Origin of the sequence: Methylovirgula ligni (assembly GCF_004135935.1) — a bacterium.
Classification (GTDB): domain Bacteria; phylum Pseudomonadota; class Alphaproteobacteria; order Rhizobiales; family Beijerinckiaceae; genus Methylovirgula; species Methylovirgula ligni.
In genome coordinates this window covers 1,567,560-1,585,799 of the sequence record NZ_CP025086.1, presented here as the reverse complement: position 1 = coordinate 1,585,799, position 18,240 = coordinate 1,567,560, and the positions used below count along the sequence as shown (strand labels likewise).

Sequence of the window (18,240 nt, the reverse complement as noted above, 5' to 3'; positions counted from 1 at the left end):
GCTTTTCCCGGAGGACGCGCCCTAACACCATGAGTTGGTGCGGTTTTTTCTCGTCCAGATGGCCATCTGGACGGCAACCCGCCGGCAGCGTCTCATCGCAGACGTACCTTCCAAGATTTTACAGGCAAGACTTACAGGATCGAACAATGAATCTCGATGCCGTTCCTCCCGGCAAGAATCCGCCCGACGATATCAATGTCGTCATCGAAGTCCCGATCGGCGGCGAACCCATCAAATACGAGATGGACAAGGCCTCCGGCGCTCTCTTCGTCGATCGCTTCCTCTATACGGCGATGCGTTATCCCGGCAATTACGGCTTCGTCCCGCATACCTTGTCGGAAGACGGCGATCCCTGCGACGTCGTCGTGGTCAACACCCGCGCCATCGCGCCGGGCGCGGTGATCAATTGCCGGATCGTCGGCGTGTTGCTGATGCAGGACGAGCACGGCGGCGACGAGAAGATCATCGCCGTGCCGTCGCAAAAGCTGACGGCGCGCTATGAGAAGATTCACAATTACACCGATCTGCCGCAGATCACGCTCGATCAGGTCGAGCATTTCTTCCGCCACTACAAGGATCTCGAGCCCGGCAAATGGGTGAAGATCCTGCGCTGGGGCGATGCGGCCGAGGGGCGCTCTCTCGTCCTCGCCGGACTCGAACGGGCAAAGGCGGAAAAGGCGTAACGACCGTCATTGCGAGGAGCGCAAGCGACGAAGCAATCCAGCCATTGCTCTGGATTGCTTCACTTTGTTCGCAATGACGCGCGTTATTTCTTCCGCGACAGTTCGAACACCGCCTGATCGCCGATGAGATTCAGCACCCACCAGGGGGCGCTGAAACTCAGCGGCCGGCCCTGACGATCGAGCGCGATCGAGCGCTCGGTCTTCGCTCCGATCTCATCGACGAGGCCGATGAAGTCGCGGATGGTGCAGAAGTGAATGTTCGGCGTCTCGTACCAGGACGCCGACAGGCTTTTCGTCACTGGCATCCGGCCCTGCACGGCGATCTGCGCGCGGATGCGCCAATGGCCGAAATTGGGAAAGGAGACGATGGCGTGGTGGCCGATGCGCAGCATGTGTTCGAGCACCTGCCGGGGCCGCCGAGTCGCCTGCAAGGTCTGCGACAGAATTACATAATCGAAGGCATCGTCCGGATAATCCGCCAGATCGGCATCGGCGTCGCCCTGGATCACCGACAGGCCCTTGGCGACGCAATCGTTGACGCCGCTCTGCGAAAGCTCGATCCCCCGCGCGTCGACGCCGCGCTCCTCGGCGAGGAGGCGCAGCAATGTCCCGTCGCCGCAGCCGACATCGAGCACGCGCGTTTTCGGCGCGACCATATCCGCAACGACAAGAAGATCGATACGCGCCGTCTGCGACAGCATGACGGCGGTCCGCGCGCCAGTCTCCGCCATGCTCAGCCTCCCTTGCCCGAAGGCATCGGGATGCCGCGGGCCCGCGCGGCCGCCTCGAGGAAGCCGCGCGTGGTGGCGATGAACTCGGGCACGTTCAGCAGAAAAGCGTCGTGGCCGCGATCGGTGTCGATCTCGACGAAAGAAACAGAAGCCGCAGCAGCATTGAGCGCATGGACGATGGCGCGCGAGGCGGACGTCGGATAAAGCCAGTCCGAATCGAACGAGACGACGCAGAAGCGCGTCTTCGAACCCTTGAATGCCGCCGCCAGCGAGCCGCCATAATCCTCGGCGAGATCGAAATAATCGCACGCGCGGGTAACATAAAGATATGAGTTCGCATCGAAGCGATCGACAAAGCTGTTGCCTTGATAGCGCAGATAATTCTCGATCTGGAAGTCCGCGTCGAAGGAGAAGGTCGGCGCGTCGCGGCCCTGAAGCTTGCGGCCGAATTTCCGCTGCAGCGCTTCTTCCGACAGATAGGTGATATGCGCCGCCATGCGCGCGACGGCGAGCCCCTTGGTCGGGCTGACACCGGCATCGAGGTAGCGACCGCCGCGCCATTCCGGGTCTGCCATCACCGATTGGCGGCCGACCTCGTGAAAGGCGATGTTCTGCGAGGAATGTTTGGCGGCGGTGGCGATCGGCATGGCGGTGAAGACGCGCTCGGGATAGCTCGCTGCCCATTGCAACACCTGCATCCCGCCCATCGAGCCGCCGATCACGGCGAAGAGAGTCTCGATGCCGAGGTGGTCGATCAACATGGCCTGGGCGCGAACCATGTCGCGGATCGTGACCAGCGGCAGATCGATGCTCCAGGCGCGGCCCGTCGCCGGATTGGTCGAAGCCGGCCCGGTGGTGCCCATACAGCCGCCGACGACATTCGAGGCGATGACGAAATAGCGGTCGGTATCGATCGGCTTGCCCGGCCCCACCATCACTTCCCACCAACCGGGCTTGCCGGTGATGGGATGGACATTCGCGACATGCTGGTCGCCGGTCAGCGCATGGCAAAGGAGGATGGCATTGGATTTGGCGGCGTTCAGCGTCCCGTAGGTCTGATAGGCGATCTGGAACGGCTTGAGATCGACGCCCGCGTCCATCTTCAGAGGCTGCTCGGCGCCGAAGCGCACGACGAGGCTATGCGGCGCATCCGCCTCAAGCTGGCTGAGAGCTTTCTGGGTGGGAGCAATCGTCACAAGAAAATCCCTGTTCGCTTTGGCGAACGATGCGTCCGGTTTATAGAAGCTTGCGAAAGCAGCTGTCAAGCCGCCCAGTGACGGCGCTTGCCGCCAATCTAGGAAGCACGAGACCTAACCGCCAGCGCATGCCTCGAAAAGCGTTTCGCCTTGGCGAAAGAGTGTTTAAGAGCGTGTTCCGGAAAAGTTGCGCGACTTTCCGGCCAGAACACGCTCCAAGATTTTGAATCGACGCGATTTCTTATCGGCCCGGATGATTTCATCCGGCCGGAAAGCGCGCTAAGAGAAGTCCGCAAGATGCAGTGTCATGATGCTTGAACGACGCCCCAATCCGGAAACTCTGGCTGATCTGCGCGACGAGATCGACCGGATCGACGCTTGCCTGCACGAAATGCTGATGCAGCGCGGTGAGATCATCGACCGGCTCATCGCCGTCAAGGCGCGCGCCGGCGGCAGCAGCGCCTTCCGTCCCGGCCGCGAGGCCGACATGATGCGCCGGCTTGTCGAGCGCCACAAAGGCATTCTGCCGCTCGACACGGTCGAAAGCATCTGGCGCATCATCATCTCGACCTTCACCTTCGTGCAGGCGAATTATAGCGTCCATGCCGATATTTCCGGCGGCGATGCGCAGATGCGCGATTGCTGCCGTTTCCATTTTGGCTTCACGGTTCCCTATGTCACCCACGCGGATGTGGCGGACGTGGTCGCGGCCGTCTCCGCCGCGTCCGGCGACCTCGGTCTCGTCCCCGTCGTGTCCAGCCCTGCATCGGGCGCCTGGTGGCAGCAATTGGCCGCGCCCGCGGCGCCGAAGATCATCGCCCGGCTGCCCTTCGTCGAGCGGCCGGACCATCCGGCGGCGACACCGCTCTTCGTCATCGCCAAGCCGGTCAAGGACGGTGCCGCACGCGACAGCGTGCTTTATGCCGCGACGCTGACGCGATGGCGGGACGGCCTCAATGCGGCGCTCGGCGCCAGCGGCGCGGAACTTGTCGCCAAGGCGCCGGAAGCGCACGCGGCCTTGCTCGCCGTGCCCGGCGCGACGCCGCCGGCCAGCTTGCGCGAGGCGCTCGCTGGACATGGCGTCGAGATTTCGAGCCTCACCGAAGTCGGCAGCCATGCGGCGCGTTTCGATTTCGTCAGGGCAAGCTAGACCGCTATCAAACGCTTTAAAGCGAGCGAAATTTTTGGAGCCTGTACAAATGACCTCTTCCGATTTCGCCGGATCGCCGCAGCCGCGCGCGAGCGTGCTGGCGATCGATCCCTATGTTCCCGGCAAGGCCGCGGCCATCAGCGCCAGCAAAATCTTCAAGCTCTCGTCGAACGAGGCGGCGCTGGGCCCGAGCCCGCAGGCGGTCGAGGCTTTCAAATCCGCTGCCGACAGCCTCCCGATTTATCCCGATGGTTCGGCCGGCGCGCTGCGCGAGGCGCTCGGCGCGCTGCACGGCCTCGACCCGGCGCGGATCGTCTGCGGCGCGGGCTCGGATGAACTGATCTTTCTGCTCGCCTATGCCTTCCTCAACCCGGGCGACGAAGGCATCTACACCCGGCACGGCTTCTCGATCTATCGCATCGCCATTCTTGCGGCGGGCGGCACGCCGGTCATCGCCGACGAGGTCGATCTCACCGCCAGTGTCGATGCGATCCTCGCCAAGGTGACGGCGAAGACGAAGATCGTCTTTCTCGCCAATCCGAACAACCCGACCGGTACCTATCTGCCGGCGACGGAGATCACGCGCCTCGCGGATTCGCTGCCCGGGCATGTCTTGCTGATTCTCGACGCCGCTTATGCCGAATTCGTCACCCACGCCGATTATGAGTCGGGCCTCGAACTTGCCCGCACGCGCAAGAACGTCGTGATGACGCGGACCTTCTCGAAAATCTACGGTCTCGCGGCGCTCCGGCTCGGCTGGTGTACGGGTGCGGCGCCGGTGATCGACGCCATCAACCGGCTGCGCGGCCCGTTCAACATCAATACGCCCGCGCTGCGCGCCGGCATCGCCGCCGTTGGGGATCAGGAGCACATCGAGCTGTCCATCGCGCACAACAGGACGTGGCTGCGCTGGCTGAACGACGAGATCATTGAGCTTGGCATTCCGGTGACGCCAAGCGTCGCCAATTTCGTATTGCTGCATTTCAAAGGTGCGGACGAAGCCCGCGCGGCTGATGCCTTCCTCTCCGGACGCGGCCTCATTCTGCGCGCGGTCGAAACCTATTTCCTGCCGCACTGCCTGCGGCTCACCGTCAGCACGGAGGAAGCCAACCGCCTTGTCGTCGACGTGCTGCGTGATTTCCTGAAGGATCGCCCGCGTGGTTGATGGACTGGGCGCCCCGCTCACGGCGCCGCTCTTTGACCGTGTCGCCCTGATCGGCATCGGCCTGATCGGCTCCTCGCTCGCCCGCGTCGCCAAGCGCAAGAATCTGGCGCGCACGATCGTCGCCAGTGACGCGTCGGCCGAGGTGCGCGCCAGGGTCGCGGAGCTTGGCCTTGCCGACGAAATCGCCGGGAGCGCCGCCAGGGCGGTCGAAGGCGCGGACCTCGTCATTCTCTGCGTGCCGGTCGGCGCGGTGGATGCAGTCGCGCAGGAGATCGCGCCGCATCTGGCGCCGGGCGCCATCGTTTCCGATGTCGGCTCGGTCAAGGGCGCGGTGCTCGCGACGCTGACGAAACATCTGCCGAAGACTGTCGCCATCGTTCCCGCGCATCCGGTCGCCGGCACGGAAGAATCCGGACCCGCCGCAGGTTTCGCGACGCTGTTCGTCAACCGCTGGTGCATTCTGACACCGCCCGAAGGCGCCGACGAAAAGCCGGTGAAGCGTCTGGCAGAGTTCTGGACCGCAGCGGGCGCCAATGTCGAGATCATGACGGCGCAGCATCATGATCTGGTGCTGTCGATCACCAGCCATCTGCCGCATCTCATTGCCTATAACATCGTCGGCACGGCCGCGGACCTCGAAGCCGTCACCCAATCCGAAGTCATCAAATTCTCGGCCGGCGGCTTTCGCGACTTCACCCGCATCGCCGCCTCCGACCCGACGATGTGGCGCGACGTCTTCCTCAACAACAAGGAGGCGGTGCTCGAAACGCTCGGCCGCTTCACCGAGGACTTGACTGCTCTGCAACGCATGATCCGCAATGGCGACGGCGAGGGACTGTTCAAGCTCTTCACCCGCACCCGCGCCATCCGCCGCGGCATTATCGCGGAAGGCCAGGAGACGGCGGCGCCCGACTTCGGCCGCCACCGCGACGACAAGGATCAATAGGCCGGCGGGATGCGGATGCTGGTGCGGATCGGCCCGACCGCAATGGCGCCATCGTCGATGTGGACCGGCAGATGCAGCGCTGTCTCCTGCTGCTGCGGTTGCGACTGGCCTGAGCCGCCACTGAGCAGATTGCCGAGCAGCGCGCCGAAGCTGATGAGGCTGGGATCGATCCCGTAATGCTGCAACACCGGCTCGAAGCCGCTGCTGCGCGTATCGAATTGACCATCGACACGGTGGGCGTCATTGAGCGCGAAGGCACCCTTGGCCGCGAATTTCGTGTCGCCGCGTGTCAGAGTGAACGTGGTGAGATTGACGCGGCCGCCGGCCGCGCGCCAGTGCTCGAGATTCTGCGCAGCGGTCAGCCCCGGATCGAAGGCTGTCTGCGTCGCCGTGCCCTGCGCCGAAATATCGGTCGGGCTGCCGGGGCCGAGAGCCTCATCGATCATCGGCAGGGCCGTGCCGTTAAGGGCGACATCGAAATCGAGCGCATTTCCACCCGTCCCGGCGCGCTGCGCGATTTTGGCCGTGGCATCGCCCACTTTGCCGGCGATGCCGACAGCCCCGGCGGTACCGTGCAACACGAAATTCTTGCCGTCGATCGCAACCTGCCAGAGATCCTGCGGCAAGCCGTTGAGCTGAATGGCGAGAGCATCCCAGGTGATCTGGAAATTGACCTTGCCGTCCTCCGAGGTCGCAACGAAGGGCGAGGCAACTTCGACATCGACATCGCGCGGATGAGCGAGAACGGCTGTGGCGCGAAAGCCTTGCAGGGTGCCACTGTAGTCATGACCGAAGATCAGCCCGTCGAAGCGCGGCGACGCGCAACTGATGGCGATGGCGAAGGGATAGCCTCCGATGTGCCGGTCGGGACAGGACCAAACGCGGCCGAACGTCTTCTCGCGGGCCAGCCAGGCATCGAGCACCTGCCCGGTCTGGCGGGCGCCAAAATACCAGAGGCCCGACCAGCCAACCGCCGCACCGACCAGCGCGAGGAGAAGCCGCGGCTGCCAACTGGGACGCCTTTGCCTGACGCCTGCGGCGCTGACGACCGAACTCTGCAATGCATCCGCTCCAAAAAAGGTTGCGCAAAAGGGTGCCCGAAGATCAAAAGCATAAATCCGGAGGAATTTTGTTGCTCCTTGGGCGACGATGATTTTGAGTCGAATCGATGTAAAATTATGAACCTGATCGATTCTAATGATTTAGAACTGGATTGGCTCGAAAAGCCGGCGTTCGTTTTTTTGCGTCCCCATCCGCCGTACCGCCATTAAAGCGCGCGCATATCGCCTATATTTCACTGACGATGGAAGATCTTTGGGTGTTCGGCTACGGCTCGCTGATGTGGCGGCCGGGCTTTGATTATCGCGAAAGCAGAGTGGCGCGGGTGCGCGGCTATCATCGCGCGCTCTGCGTCTATTCGCATGTCCACCGCGGCACGCCCGAGCGGCCGGGCCTCGTGCTCGGCCTCGATCGTGGCGGCTCCTGCTGCGGCATGGCCTTCCGTGTCGCCGCCAAGGATCGCGACGCGACGATCGCCTATCTGCGCGCCCGCGAGCAAGTCACCTCGGTCTATCGCGAGCTTCATCTTAATGCGCAGCTTGATGACGGCCGGCATGTGACCGCCCTCTCCTATGCGGTCGATCGCGGCCATATCCAATATGCCGGGCGGCTTGCGCGCGAGGATGTTGCGCGCCTTGTGACGCAAGGCCAGGGCATCTCCGGTGCCAATCCGGATTATGTCCGCGCCACGCAAGCCCATCTCACCGAGCTCGGTATTGCCGATGCGATGCTGGATTGGCTCGCGGAACAGTTTTCTCCCGCCGCAGTGGATTAGACCGGCGCGAGCACCGGCACCGCCGGGCGGCAGAGTGCCTCGATATCCTCGATCGCGGCACGCCGCTTCTGCGGATCGGCGGTGAGCAGATGGACATGCCATTGCTGCGCCCCGGCCTTCACCGCCGCCGCGACAAAAGCCTGCCGCGCAAGAGCATTGGCGCCGTACTCGCATTGCAGAAAGGCAACCACACGGCGCTCGCCGCCGATGTCCTGCCCCACGGCGATCACGATCGCCTCGGCAAATTCCGGCAAGCCGGCATCGGCCGCCCGCTGATCGACCGGAAAGACCGAACAGATATAGCGCCGGCCCGAGCGGCCGCGCCAGGCGTGGAAACGTTCCTCGAGATCACCGCCCGCCAGACTCGCCAGAGCGGTGTTGCTGGGCGCATCGGCGGGTTTGAGCCGGGGTGCTGCGACGGTGCGGGCATTGCGCTCGCGCCAGCGCCGCAGCAGGAACAGCAACGACACCGCACGCGCCGAGCCGGCGCAGCCGCCAAAGCCGGTCATGCGCAAGTCTGTCCGTCGCAAGTCTGTCTGTGGCAAGTCTGTCCGCGATTCCTTCGCCATCGTCATAGCCCGAAGCCTTTCACCCCCACAGAGTGATTCGTGAGAACAAAGTTAGAACACGTGTTCCCGAGGGTCAAGCTTTGCGGTCGCAACTGAGGCTGCCGCCGTCAGCTTCGCGATAGCCCGGAGGTCGCGAGCGGCGCAACGAGCGAAGCGTCCTTGCTCAGCGCTTCGGCGATGAGCCGGTCGCTGGCGGCCTCAATCCGCGTCTGCAGCGTCTGCATGAAGACGCTCTTGTCAGCCCCCGCCGTGAGCGGCGGCAGGAATTCCAGCACCATCGTGCCGGGACGGCGGATGAATTGGCGTCGCGGCCAGAACAAGCCAGAATTGAGCGCCGCCGGAACGCAGGTCGCGCCTGTCGCCTCGACGATTCGCGCCACACCCGCCTTATAGAGCGGCGGGGCGCCAACGGGACGGCGCGTGCCTTCCGGGAAGATCACCAGCCGGCGTCCGGCGGCGAAGGCCCGGTCCCCGGCGGCGACGATCTGCGTCAGGACGCCGGCGCGCTTCTTCCGGTCGATGGAAATCTGGCCGCAGGCGCGCAGATAGTTGCCGAAGAGCGGCAGCAAATCGAGCTCATGCTTGTAGACGAAGGAGAAATGCTCGACCACCAGGACCAGAGCCAGCACGTCGAGCGTCGACTGGTGCTTGGCGGCGACAAGGGCGGCGCCGGGGGGCAAATTCTCAAGCCCGCGAAACTCGACTTTGGTGCCGCAGGTGCGCTCCAGCAGCGCGAGCGACAGACGCGCCCAGCGCCGGGCGTGCCATTCTATCGCGTCGCCGCCGCGCGCCAGGGCCGGCAACGCGGCGATCATCAGCACGACGACGAGAAGATAAAAGCCGAGATTGAACAGCGCCGACCGCAGCAATCGCATGGCTCGCCCCGCCTTTCCGTCCCGCGTTAAGGCGCGACAGGCGCGGCGCGCCGGGCGAGGATGCGCACCGCGCAGGCTTCGGCCGCCGCAACGAAAGTCTCCATATCCTTCGTCTGCGTCCGATGATTGACGATGGCGGCGCGGATCACCGGCCGGCCGCCAAGCCGGGTCGTCGAGGGCGCCGCGACACCGGATTCATGCAGGTCCATGACGATCTCGCGGTTGATCTCGCCGGTCGCATCGCCCTTGACGCTGAAGCAGACGATGTTGAGTTTTACTTCCGCGCTGAGTTCGAAAATCGACGAGCGGCGGATCAAGGCTTCGAGATGGCGCGCTACATGGCAGGTCTGCGCCAGCGTCGCGCCGAGCCGCACGGCGCCGAAGGTCTGGAAGGTGAACCAGGTCTTGAGCGCGCGGAAGCCACGCGAGAGGTCGGGGCCCAGATCGCACGGCCAGATGTCGGCCGCCGCGAGCCCGCGCGGCGCGCGCGCCAGATAGGCCGCCGTGCTCATGAAGGTCTGGCGGTGCAGCTCGGGATGCCGGCAGATGAAGAAACCCGCGTCATAGGGCACTTGCAGCCATTTGTGGAAATCGAGCGCGACGGAATCGGCGCGTTCAAGGCCGTTCACCAGCGGCTTCAATTCGGGCGAGAGGACGCAAAGCGCGCCGAAGGCGCCATCGACATGGAACCACAAATCCTCCGCCGCGCAGAGATCGGCCAGCGCGGCCAGATCGTCGATCGCGCCCGTATTCACCGTCCCGGCGGAACCGACGACGAGGAAAGGCTCGAACCCGGCGGCACGATCCTCGGTGATGGCGGCGCGCAGGGCCGCAACATCCATCTGCCGTTTGGCATCGACCGGCAGGCGGCGCAGAAAAGCCGCGCCGACCCCCGCCATTTCGAAGGCGCGCTCGATGCAGGCATGCGCCTCGATCGAGGCATAACCGACGAGCTGGCGTTCCGTCTGGCGCAGGCCGTCCTTGCGCACGCTTTCGCCCAGCGCATCGGTGCGGGCGACGAGCAGCGCGACCATGTTGGCCATCGACGAGCCGGTGACGAAAATGCCGGAGGAATCGCGCGGAAAATCCAGAGCTTCCGCAAGCCAGAGGGTAATCTCGCGCTCGACATCAATAGCGATATGATCGCGGCCGCCGCAATTCGAGTTGAGTCCGGCGGCGAGCATTTCGGCGACCATGCCGACCGGCGTGCCGCCGCCATGCACCCAGCCCATGAACAGCGGATGGGTGTTGCCGTTGGCATAGGGCAGCATCGAATTTGCGAATGTGTCGAGCAATTCGCCGAGCGGCTTGCCTTGCTGCGGCAGAGGCGTGCGAAACTCGGCGCGCACCTCCGCCGGCGCCGGCTGCCAGACCTTGCGCTGGCGCGCGTCGCGCAGATAATCGATCATCATGTCGAGGCCGCGATGCGCCTCGGCGCGAAACGCTTCCCAATCCTTGGGATCGAGGCTTTCCTCGGCCTTCGCCGGGAAGGAATCGAGCGCATCGTCAAAATCAGCGGAGCGGGTCAAATCTTTCCCCTTCCGGCACGCGGCCAAGCGGGCCGGGCCTTCTGAAGCACAAGCAGGCCGTTCAAGCAAATTCAGCCCGGACAAATTCCGCCCCGAGCGGCATCGCGATCTAGCCGAACAGGCGCCCGGAGCGCAAATAAGCATCGGGGCCTCGCAGCGCAATGCGGCGAAAGTCCCGGTGGCTTATAGACTGTTCTGAGGGAGTTGACCGTGGATATTGGTTTTATCGGACTCGGCGGCATGGGCTCGGCCATGGCGTCACGGCTTATCGCGGCGGGCCATCGCGTTCTGGTCTGGAACCGCTCCCAGGCAGCGGTCGAGAGATTGCGCGGCGAAGGGGCGCAGCCGGTCGCCACCCCGGCCGAGGCTTTCCAGGCCGATGCCGTGCTCACCATGCTGGCCTCGGACGAGGTGATCGAGGACGTCATCATCGCGCCCGGCCTGCTGGAGATCGCGCGTCCCGGCCTCATTCATCTCGTCACCGCGACGATCTCGGTCGATTTCGCCAAAAAACTGGAAAAGCTGCATGCCGAAGCCGGGGTCGCCTACATCGGCGCGCCAGTGCTCGGGCGCCCGGATGTCGCCGCCAAGGGCGAACTCAATATTCTCGCCGCCGGCGCGGCGGATGACATCGCCCGCGTCAAGCCGGTGCTCGATGCGATCGGCAAGGCGACCTGGGTCGTCGGCAGCGAGCCGCATCTTGGCAATGTCGCCAAGCTCGCCGCCAATTTCGTCCTCATCTCCGCCATCGAGGCCATGTCCGAGGCCTTTGCCTTCGCCGAGTGCCAGAATGTGCCACAGGAGAAGATCGCCGAAATCCTCACCGGAACTTTGTTCGCCGCTCCGGCTTACAAGACCTACAGCGCCGCCATTGTGGAGCGGAAGTTCGAGGCAGGGTTCAAGCTCGCGCTCGGGCTGAAGGACGTGCGGCTGATGCTTGCCGCGAGCGAAAAGGCCGGCGCGCCGCTGCCCTTCGCCGGGGTCGTGCGCGACAATTTCGTCGATGCGATCGCGCACGGCGATGGCGACAAGGATTGGGCCGCAGTGTCGCGCGTCGCCTTCCGCCGCGCGGCGCTGACCGACGACTGAGAAGGAGGAACGCCATGAGCGACGCGACCGCAGACAAGGGGCCGGACCTTTCGCGCGGCGTGCCGCTCGACGCGCTCGCCGAGGGCAGAATCCTGCTCGGCCATGTCGGCGACGACGCGGTTCTCCTGACCAGGAGCGGCGGCGAGATTTTCGCGCTCGGCGCCACATGCACGCATTACAACGGCCCGCTCGCCGAGGGGCTCATCGTCGGCGATACAGTGCGCTGCCCGTTGCATCACGCCTGTTTCAGCCTGCGCACCGGCGAGGCGCTGCGTGCCCCGGCGCTCGATCCGGTTGCGGCCTGGCAGATCGTGGAACGCGACGGCAACATCCATGTCACCGAAAAGCTGACGCCTCCCCCAAAGCCGGAATTGAAGGGACCTGACGTACCGGCCTCCGTGCTCATCATTGGCGGCGGCGCGGCCGGCAATGCGGCGGCGGAAATGCTGCGCCGGGAGGGGTATGCCGGGCCAGTCACCTTGCTGAGCGCGGATGACTCGGTCCCTGTTGACCGACCGAACCTGTCGAAGGATTACCTCGCCGGCCAAGCGGAGGAATCCTGGATTCCGCTGCGCTCCGCCAAATTCTATGAGAAGCACGGGATCAATCTCGTCCTCAATGCCCGTATCGTCGCCATCGATCCGGCCGCCAAGACGGTTCGGCGCGAAGACGGCACTCTGCATTCCTACGACGGGCTGCTGCTCGCGACCGGCGCGGATCCAGTGCATCTCAATATTCCCGGCGCCGAGCGCGTCCATTATCTGCGCACGCTCGACGACAGCCGGGCGATCATCGCGGCGGCGGAAAAAGCCAAGCGCGCCGTCATCATCGGCGCGAGTTTCATCGGACTTGAGGCGGCCGCCTCTCTGCGCGAGCGCGGCCTCGACGTGCATGTTGTTGGACCCGAGGCACGCCCGCTTGAAAAAATCCTCGGCCCGGAGATCGGCGATTTCGTCCGCGCCCTGCATGAATCGCACGGCGTGACCTTCCATCTGGGCACGAGCGCCACCGCCATCGACGAACGCGGCGTGACGCTCGGCAATGGCGTGACGCTGCCGGCCGATCTTAATCGTCGCCGGGGTCGGCGTGCGGCCCGCGGTCGGGCTCGCGCAGGATGCGGGGCTGAAGATCGATCGCGGCATCGCCGTCAACGAATATCTCGAAACCAGCGCGCCGGGCATTTTCGCGGCCGGCGATCTGGCGCGCTGGCCCGACCCGTTGAGCGGACAGACCATCCGTGTCGAGCATTGGGTCGTGGCGGAGCAGCAGGGCCAGGTCGCGGCGCGCAATATCCTCGGCCAGCGCCGACGCTACGACCTTGTGCCCTTCTTCTGGAGCCAGCACTACGACGTCTCCATCCGCTATGTCGGGCATGCCGAAAAGTGGGATCGGACGACAATAGAGGGCGACCTGGCAGCGAAGAGCTGCCAGGTGAGCTATTTCAGCAATGGGCGGAAGCTGGCGGTCGCGGCGATAGGCCGGGACCATGATGCCCTCGTCGCGGAGGCCGGATTTGAAGCCTTGATCGCCGAGGCCTAGCCTACTTCTTTTTGGCGCCGACGTCCTTGACCGACGGCGCTGCGGCTGTCGTCTTCGGCTTTTCCTTCTTCGGCTTCTTGGCTTCTTTATTGCTGCGCAATTGACCCTTCGCCATAGCCACTCTCCTGTCGTGGGGCGCCCTGCGGGCGCCACCTCTGCGCGGGCCGTGATCGAGAGGCGATCTTCACGACATTGCCACAAGGATCGCACGTCATGATCAGCCGACGCATGACGATCATGCCCAAGGCTGTTGAACCCGGCAAGATTTTTTGTGGTTACAAGCCGCTGAATCTTCGCTAGCCAAATCCCGCGCGGCTCGGCGCGCGAACGGGAACGATGCAAAAGATGCGAATGACTTTGGGTCTTGTTTCGATACTCATGCTTGCTGGCCTTGCGGGCGGAGCGCAGGCCGCACCGGCTCTGGCGGTCGGGCCGCAATATGATACGACCCACGTCTATGTCGCGCCGGAAAAATTCGAGCGCTTCGTCAAAAGTTTCGTCGCGACCTTCGGCGGCATGGCGTCAAAAGAGATCATCGCCAATGTGACGCCGACGCCGAGCACGACCAAATCGCAGCTCGTGCGCACGCCGGTCGGCGTTTTGTCCGTCTTCGGCTTCGTCACGCCGATCCCCGCCCCGTTCGGCGCCGAGCGCAACGGTTTCCTCGTCGCCGATTTCGATGCGGCGGTCGCCGCCGCGCGGGCCGACGGCGCCGGCCTCATCGTCGCGCCGTTCGAGGATGCGATCGGCCGCGACGCGATCATTCAATGGCCGGGCGGCGTCAACATGCAGCTTTATTGGCACACAAAGCCCTCGCACGCCCCCGCGCTCATGCGCGTTCCCGAAAACCGTGTCTATGTCGCGCCGGAACAGGCCGACGCCTTCATCCGCTCCTATCTTGCCTTTTCGCAAGGCAAGGTGGTCGAGGATATTCGCAAGGCGCCGGGTGCCGAGGTTGGTGAACCTTTCAATACCTTTCGGCGCGTGCTGATCGACTCGGCCTTCGGCAAGACGCTGGTCCTGGCGACCGACGGCCAGCTTCCCTTCCCCTGGGGCCGCGAGACGACCGGCTATGAGGTCGCCGATCTGGACGCGACGATCCTCAAGGCCGAAGCGGCTGGCGTTTTCGTCACAGTCGAGCCTTTCGCGGCCGCGGGGCGGCGCACCGCCTTCTTCGAGTTTCCCGGCGGCTATATTGCCGAGGTGCATACCGCCGGAAAGCCCTGACCCGTTTCGCTTACGTTCATTTAGCGCGTGGCACAGCACGGGTTTGCGGCAATGGCGCCGCTGCTTTGAATTGGCCAAATTTTCCATATTGGCTGCGGCGTCTTTAGGCGCCGCGCTGCCTGCGGCGGGAGCACATTGCGCGAATGAGAATTCTGCTCAACGATTATTCGGGCCATGCCTTTACGGTCGAGCTCGCGCGTGAACTCGCCAAACGCGGGCACAATGTGCTGCATCTTTCGCTGGGGGATTTTCAAAGCCCGAAGGGCGACCTCGCGCAGAAGCCGGACGATCCCAAGACATTCGAAGTCGAAGCCATCAGCCTCGGCGTGCCGTTCAAGAAATACGATTTCGTTGCGCGCCGGCAGCAGGAGATCGAATATGGGCGTCGCGTTACGGCGCGCATCGCAAGCTGGCATCCGGATGTCGTCATCGGCTGCAACAACCCGCTCGATCCGCAGCGCGTGATCCAGAATTACTGCCGCGCTTGTAATATTTGTTTCGTATTTTGGCTTCAGGACATTTATTCAAACGCGATAAAAGCCGTATTGAAGAAAAAGATTCCAGTTGTTGGTCACGCCATCGGAGTTTGGTACGAAGAACTGGAAAAGCGTCTTTTGCGACGTGCGGATCTCGTCATTGCCATTACTGAAGATTTCATAACCCCGCTCGTTAATTGGAATGTGTCGCGCGAGCGCATTTTCATTATCGAGAATTGGGCGCCGAAAGACAAAATTCTCATTCTGCCGCGCGACAATGCCTGGAGTCGCGCGCACGATCTTAACCGGAAATTTGTGCTGATGTATTCGGGTACACTCGGGCTGAAGCATAATCCCTCGCTGCTTGTCGCGACGGCCGAGGCTTTCAAGGCCGAGCCAGAGGTCGCCGTCGTTGTCGTGTCGGAAGGCAAATATGCCGATGAAGTGCGCGACACGGCAAAGGCGCGCGGACTTTCAAATCTGACGGTTCTGCCCTTCCAGGATTTTCGTGATTACAGCGGCGTTCTCGCTACCGGCGATGTGATGCTGGCGATGATCGAGCCCGATGCTGCCGTCTACTCTGTTCCTTCGAAAGTTCTGTCCTATCTATGTGCCGGTAAGGCAATCGTGCTCTCAGCCAACGCGGCCAATCTCGCGGCACGAATCTTGATGCGCTCCGGCGCCGGCTACGTTGTGGCGCCCAACGATGAAGCAGGTTTCGTCGCGGCGATCCGGCGGTTCCTGAAGGACCCCGAGGCGCGACACAACGCAGGCGTCAAGGCGCGCGGTTATGCCGACGAGAATTTCGACGTCGGCATGATCGCCGGACGTTTCGAGACGATTTTGGCCGGTCGCGTAAAAAACGCGGCGCCAGCCTGAGATGCAGGCAGATCGAGAAGTACCGTGACTTGCATTATGTTTTTCTGGGAGAATTTCGGGCCGACCCATGTCGACCGCTGCGACGCTGTAGCCCGCGCCATGCCGCGTCAGGAAATCCTCGGGATCGAACTCAATCCGGCAAGTTCCACGTATTCGTGGGAGCCCGAAACCGGCCAGCATTTCGTCAAGCGCACCCTCCTCGACGGCAAGACCCAAAGGGGCGCGCTGCGGACGGCTTTTGAGCTGGTGCGCGTCAGCGTCAGCTCGGGCGCACACCACGTCTTCCTCTGCCACTATAATGAGCCGAGCGTCCAAATCGCGGCCATGCTGATGCGCATGATCGGCAAGCGCGTTTATCTGCTGCTCGATTCCAAGTTCGACGACCGGCCACGCTCGATCTGGCGCGAGGCACTGAAGGCGATCTGGATCTGGCCCTATGTCGGCGCCATCGTCGGCTCGCGGCGCAGCCGCCAATATCTGAGCTTTCTGGGTCTTGGAAACAGCCGGATCGAGAATTATTACGACACGATCTCGGTCGACCGTATCCGCCGCGCCGCAGGCGTTACCCCGGCGCCGGGCGGCGTCGATTTCCAGGACCGCCACTTCACCATAATTTCGCGTCTCGTTGCCAAGAAGAATTTGTTTGTGGCGGTCGACGCCTTCGCGCTGTATGTCTCGCGGACCAACCACCCGCGCCGGTTGCGGATTTTCGGCGATGGCGGACTCGATCAGGAGTTGCGCGAGCATGTGCGCGAGCTGAACCTGAGCGATCTCGTCACCTTCGAGGGCTTCCAGCAGACCGACGCCGTCAGCCAGGCGCTGGGGTCGACTCTCGTGCTGATACAGTCAAGCTCCGAAGAACAGTTCGGCTTCTCGATCATCGAAGCCCTGGCCATGGGCGTGCCCGTCATCGTCTCCGAAAATTGCGGCGCGCGCGACGAATTCGTCCGCTCCGGCGTCAACGGCTTTGCCGTCCAGGCCGACAGTGTCGAAGGGATCGCCTTCTTCCTCGGCAAGCTTGCCTCCGACCAATTGCTTTGGGAGCGTCTTTCCGCCGGCACCTCCGCCTTTGCCGAGGAAGCCGATGCGAAAAGCTTCGCCCAATCCGTTGGGCGGTTGACGGCGAGCGCCTGACACGTGCCAACACGGCTGCGCAGGGTCGTCTTCCTCTGGGAAAATTTCGGGCCGATGCATGTCGACAGGTGCGGCGCGCTGGCCCGTGCGCTCGACGGCCAATGGGAAGTCGTCGGCGTGCAATGGACCGGCAAGAGCACGACCTATGAGTGGGTCTCGCCCGACGCCAAGAATTTCAGCCTCGTCACGCTCTTTCCCGATGCCCGGCCGGGCTCGATCGGCTTTGTGCGCAAGCTGTGGCGGACCCTGTCGTTCTGCCTGCGCTCACACGCCGATGCGTTTTTCTTCAGCCATTACAATGACGCGGCGGTCATCCTCACGTCGATGGTCCTGGCGCTGATGAACAAGCGCGTCTTCGGCATGCTGTTGTCGAAATTCGACGATTACGACCGCAAGATCCGCTGGGAAGTGTTCAAATCGCTGATCCTGCTTCCCTATGCCGGATTTCTGACCAACCGCGGCCGCTCGGAGGAATATATCCGCTTCCTGCGCGGCAGCCGGGTACCGATCGCCTACGGCCATAACACGCTGTCTGTCGGCGAAATCCGCAATCTCGCGGGCGCGGAACCGGCGCCGGGCGGCCTGCCGCACGCCGCGCGGCGCTTTACCGCCGTCACCCGTCTGGTCCCCAAAAAGAACCTCAACGTCCTGATCGACGCCTATGCGCTCTACCGCAAGGCGGTCGCGACACCGCGGCCGCTGCATATCTGCGGCTCGGGCGAACTGGAAACCGAGTTGCGCGCCAAGATCGCCGCCCTCGATCTCGGCGATTTCGTCGTCCTTCGCGGCTTTCTGCAGCGGCCGGAAATCGCCCACGAACTTGCGCAATCGCTCGCGCTCATCCTGCCGAGTATCGAGGAACAGTTCGGCAATGTGATCATCGAGGCGCAGGCGATGGGCGTGCCGACCATCATCTCGCACAATTGCGGTGCGCTCGAAACGCTGGTCCGCAGCGGCGTCAACGGTTTCGTCGTCGAGCCCGACAATCCCGCGGGCCTGGCCTTTTTCATGCAGTGGCTGCACGAGGACGAAGACCTGTGGGAGCGCCTCGCCATCGGCTGCGCCCAATATCTGCCCCGCGCCGATACCCCCGCCTTCGTCGAAGGCGTCATGAAATTGCTATGATTTCACAAGACTTTATGGCATCGCATCGAAACGTGTGGCGGGTTTTCGGACACGTCAGGCACGGTTCATAATACAGTTGATAAAGCTCGCGGA

17 protein-coding genes and 1 pseudogene are annotated in these 18,240 nt (G+C 63.5%); 12 read left to right on the top strand and 6 right to left on the bottom strand.

The genetic code is table 11. From position 1 onward, the window contains the following. The first annotated feature begins 146 nt into the window (after positions 1-146). Positions 147-683, top strand: coding sequence for an inorganic diphosphatase (gene ppa, locus CWB41_RS07600; protein WP_115834848.1), 537 nt, complete (start codon positions 147-149; stop codon positions 681-683). An 83-nt stretch (positions 684-766) separates the two neighbouring features. On the opposite strand, the gene metW is transcribed toward ppa, so the two are convergent. After that, the gene (gene metW, locus CWB41_RS07595) at positions 767-1,414 is read right to left on the bottom strand and encodes a methionine biosynthesis protein MetW (protein ID WP_115834849.1); all 648 of its coding nucleotides are present in this window, start codon (positions 1,412-1,414) and stop codon (positions 767-769) included. 2 nt (positions 1,415-1,416) lie between these two features. Continuing rightward, the gene (metX, locus tag CWB41_RS07590) at positions 1,417-2,514 is read right to left on the bottom strand and encodes a homoserine O-acetyltransferase MetX (RefSeq protein ID WP_245411160.1); all 1,098 of its coding nucleotides are present in this window, start codon (positions 2,512-2,514) and stop codon (positions 1,417-1,419) included. A gap of 406 nt (positions 2,515-2,920) precedes the next feature. Between metX and CWB41_RS07585 the strand changes: the two genes are divergently transcribed. From CWB41_RS07585 to CWB41_RS07575, 3 genes are read left to right on the top strand one after another with little or no spacing between them, the layout of a single operon-like run. Beyond that, positions 2,921-3,760: a chorismate mutase gene (locus CWB41_RS07585; protein ID WP_115835460.1), complete on the top strand. Its 840-nt coding sequence runs from the start codon at positions 2,921-2,923 to the stop codon at positions 3,758-3,760. Between the two features lie 49 nt (positions 3,761-3,809). Next, positions 3,810-4,925, top strand: coding sequence for a pyridoxal phosphate-dependent aminotransferase (locus CWB41_RS07580; protein WP_115834850.1), 1,116 nt, complete (start codon positions 3,810-3,812; stop codon positions 4,923-4,925). Then, on the top strand, positions 4,918-5,871 hold the full coding sequence (locus CWB41_RS07575; RefSeq protein WP_115834851.1) for a prephenate/arogenate dehydrogenase family protein: 954 nt from the start codon (positions 4,918-4,920) through the stop codon (positions 5,869-5,871). Before CWB41_RS07580 ends, CWB41_RS07575 begins: the two co-directional genes overlap by 8 nt. Here CWB41_RS07575 and CWB41_RS07570 read toward each other — a convergent pair. Further along, entirely contained in the window at positions 5,865-6,932 is a 1,068-nt protein-coding gene (locus tag CWB41_RS07570) for a DUF2125 domain-containing protein (protein WP_165204143.1), read from the bottom strand. The two genes, CWB41_RS07575 and CWB41_RS07570, sit on opposite strands and share 7 nt — an antisense overlap. A gap of 242 nt (positions 6,933-7,174) precedes the next feature. On the opposite strand from CWB41_RS07570, the gene CWB41_RS07565 reads away from it, so the two are divergent. Next, complete coding sequence (locus CWB41_RS07565; protein WP_115834853.1) at positions 7,175-7,705, top strand: gamma-glutamylcyclotransferase; 531 nt, start codon at positions 7,175-7,177, stop codon at positions 7,703-7,705. Here the strand turns inward: CWB41_RS07565 and CWB41_RS07560 are convergent. The 3 genes from CWB41_RS07560 to CWB41_RS07550 all read right to left on the bottom strand — a co-directional run bounded on the left by CWB41_RS07560 (position 7,702) and on the right by CWB41_RS07550 (position 10,678). Next, positions 7,702-8,214 (bottom strand): hypothetical protein, encoded by a 513-nt coding sequence (locus CWB41_RS07560; protein ID WP_115834854.1) that lies wholly within the window; start codon positions 8,212-8,214, stop codon positions 7,702-7,704. The two genes, CWB41_RS07565 and CWB41_RS07560, sit on opposite strands and share 4 nt — an antisense overlap. A gap of 167 nt (positions 8,215-8,381) precedes the next feature. Then, positions 8,382-9,149, bottom strand: a complete 768-nt coding sequence (locus CWB41_RS07555; RefSeq protein WP_115834855.1) for a lysophospholipid acyltransferase family protein — start codon at positions 9,147-9,149, stop codon at positions 8,382-8,384. Between the two features lie 26 nt (positions 9,150-9,175). After that, complete coding sequence (locus CWB41_RS07550; protein ID WP_245411107.1) at positions 9,176-10,678, bottom strand: pyridoxal phosphate-dependent decarboxylase family protein; 1,503 nt, start codon at positions 10,676-10,678, stop codon at positions 9,176-9,178. Between the two features lie 210 nt (positions 10,679-10,888). Between CWB41_RS07550 and CWB41_RS07545 the strand changes: the two genes are divergently transcribed. The 7 genes and pseudogenes from CWB41_RS07545 to CWB41_RS07520 all read left to right on the top strand — a co-directional run bounded on the left by CWB41_RS07545 (position 10,889) and on the right by CWB41_RS07520 (position 18,147). Further along, positions 10,889-11,767: an NAD(P)-dependent oxidoreductase gene (locus tag CWB41_RS07545; RefSeq protein WP_115835462.1), complete on the top strand. Its 879-nt coding sequence runs from the start codon at positions 10,889-10,891 to the stop codon at positions 11,765-11,767. A gap of 14 nt (positions 11,768-11,781) precedes the next feature. Continuing rightward, positions 11,782-12,774: pseudogene (locus CWB41_RS07540) on the top strand (FAD-dependent oxidoreductase); the annotation flags it as partial. A 79-nt stretch (positions 12,775-12,853) separates the two neighbouring features. Next, entirely contained in the window at positions 12,854-13,306 is a 453-nt protein-coding gene (locus CWB41_RS16495; protein WP_342633299.1) for an oxidoreductase C-terminal domain-containing protein, read from the top strand. 351 nt (positions 13,307-13,657) lie between these two features. After that, a complete protein-coding gene (locus tag CWB41_RS07535) occupies positions 13,658-14,533 on the top strand; it encodes a VOC family protein (RefSeq protein WP_245411108.1) in 876 nt (291 codons plus the stop codon). A gap of 143 nt (positions 14,534-14,676) precedes the next feature. Then, entirely contained in the window at positions 14,677-15,888 is a 1,212-nt protein-coding gene (locus CWB41_RS07530) for a glycosyltransferase family 4 protein (protein WP_115834857.1), read from the top strand. Positions 15,889-15,912: 24 nt separating this feature from the next. Continuing rightward, positions 15,913-17,022, top strand: coding sequence for a glycosyltransferase (locus CWB41_RS07525; protein WP_129396441.1), 1,110 nt, complete (start codon positions 15,913-15,915; stop codon positions 17,020-17,022). Positions 17,023-17,025: 3 nt separating this feature from the next. Further along, positions 17,026-18,147 (top strand): glycosyltransferase, encoded by a 1,122-nt coding sequence (locus CWB41_RS07520; RefSeq protein WP_129396440.1) that lies wholly within the window; start codon positions 17,026-17,028, stop codon positions 18,145-18,147. Positions 18,148-18,240 lie beyond the last annotated feature (93 nt).

What these genes read in the sequence shown, in the direction of transcription:
- ppa (WP_115834848.1), top strand. Translation starts at nt 147, where the DNA reads ATGAATCTCGATGCCGTTCCTCCCGGCAAGAATCCGCCCGACGATATC.
- metW (WP_115834849.1), bottom strand. Translation starts at nt 1,414, where the DNA reads ATGGCGGAGACTGGCGCGCGGACCGCCGTCATGCTGTCGCAGACGGCG.
- metX (WP_245411160.1), bottom strand. Translation starts at nt 2,514, where the DNA reads ATGGACGCGGGCGTCGATCTCAAGCCGTTCCAGATCGCCTATCAGACC.
- CWB41_RS07585 (WP_115835460.1), top strand. Translation starts at nt 2,921, where the DNA reads ATGCTTGAACGACGCCCCAATCCGGAAACTCTGGCTGATCTGCGCGAC.
- CWB41_RS07580 (WP_115834850.1), top strand. Translation starts at nt 3,810, where the DNA reads ATGACCTCTTCCGATTTCGCCGGATCGCCGCAGCCGCGCGCGAGCGTG.
- CWB41_RS07565 (WP_115834853.1), top strand. Translation starts at nt 7,175, where the DNA reads ATGGAAGATCTTTGGGTGTTCGGCTACGGCTCGCTGATGTGGCGGCCG.
- CWB41_RS07560 (WP_115834854.1), bottom strand. Translation starts at nt 8,214, where the DNA reads ATGACCGGCTTTGGCGGCTGCGCCGGCTCGGCGCGTGCGGTGTCGTTG.
- CWB41_RS07555 (WP_115834855.1), bottom strand. Translation starts at nt 9,149, where the DNA reads ATGCGATTGCTGCGGTCGGCGCTGTTCAATCTCGGCTTTTATCTTCTC.
- CWB41_RS07535 (WP_245411108.1), top strand. Translation starts at nt 13,658, where the DNA reads ATGACTTTGGGTCTTGTTTCGATACTCATGCTTGCTGGCCTTGCGGGC.
- CWB41_RS07530 (WP_115834857.1), top strand. Translation starts at nt 14,677, where the DNA reads ATGAGAATTCTGCTCAACGATTATTCGGGCCATGCCTTTACGGTCGAG.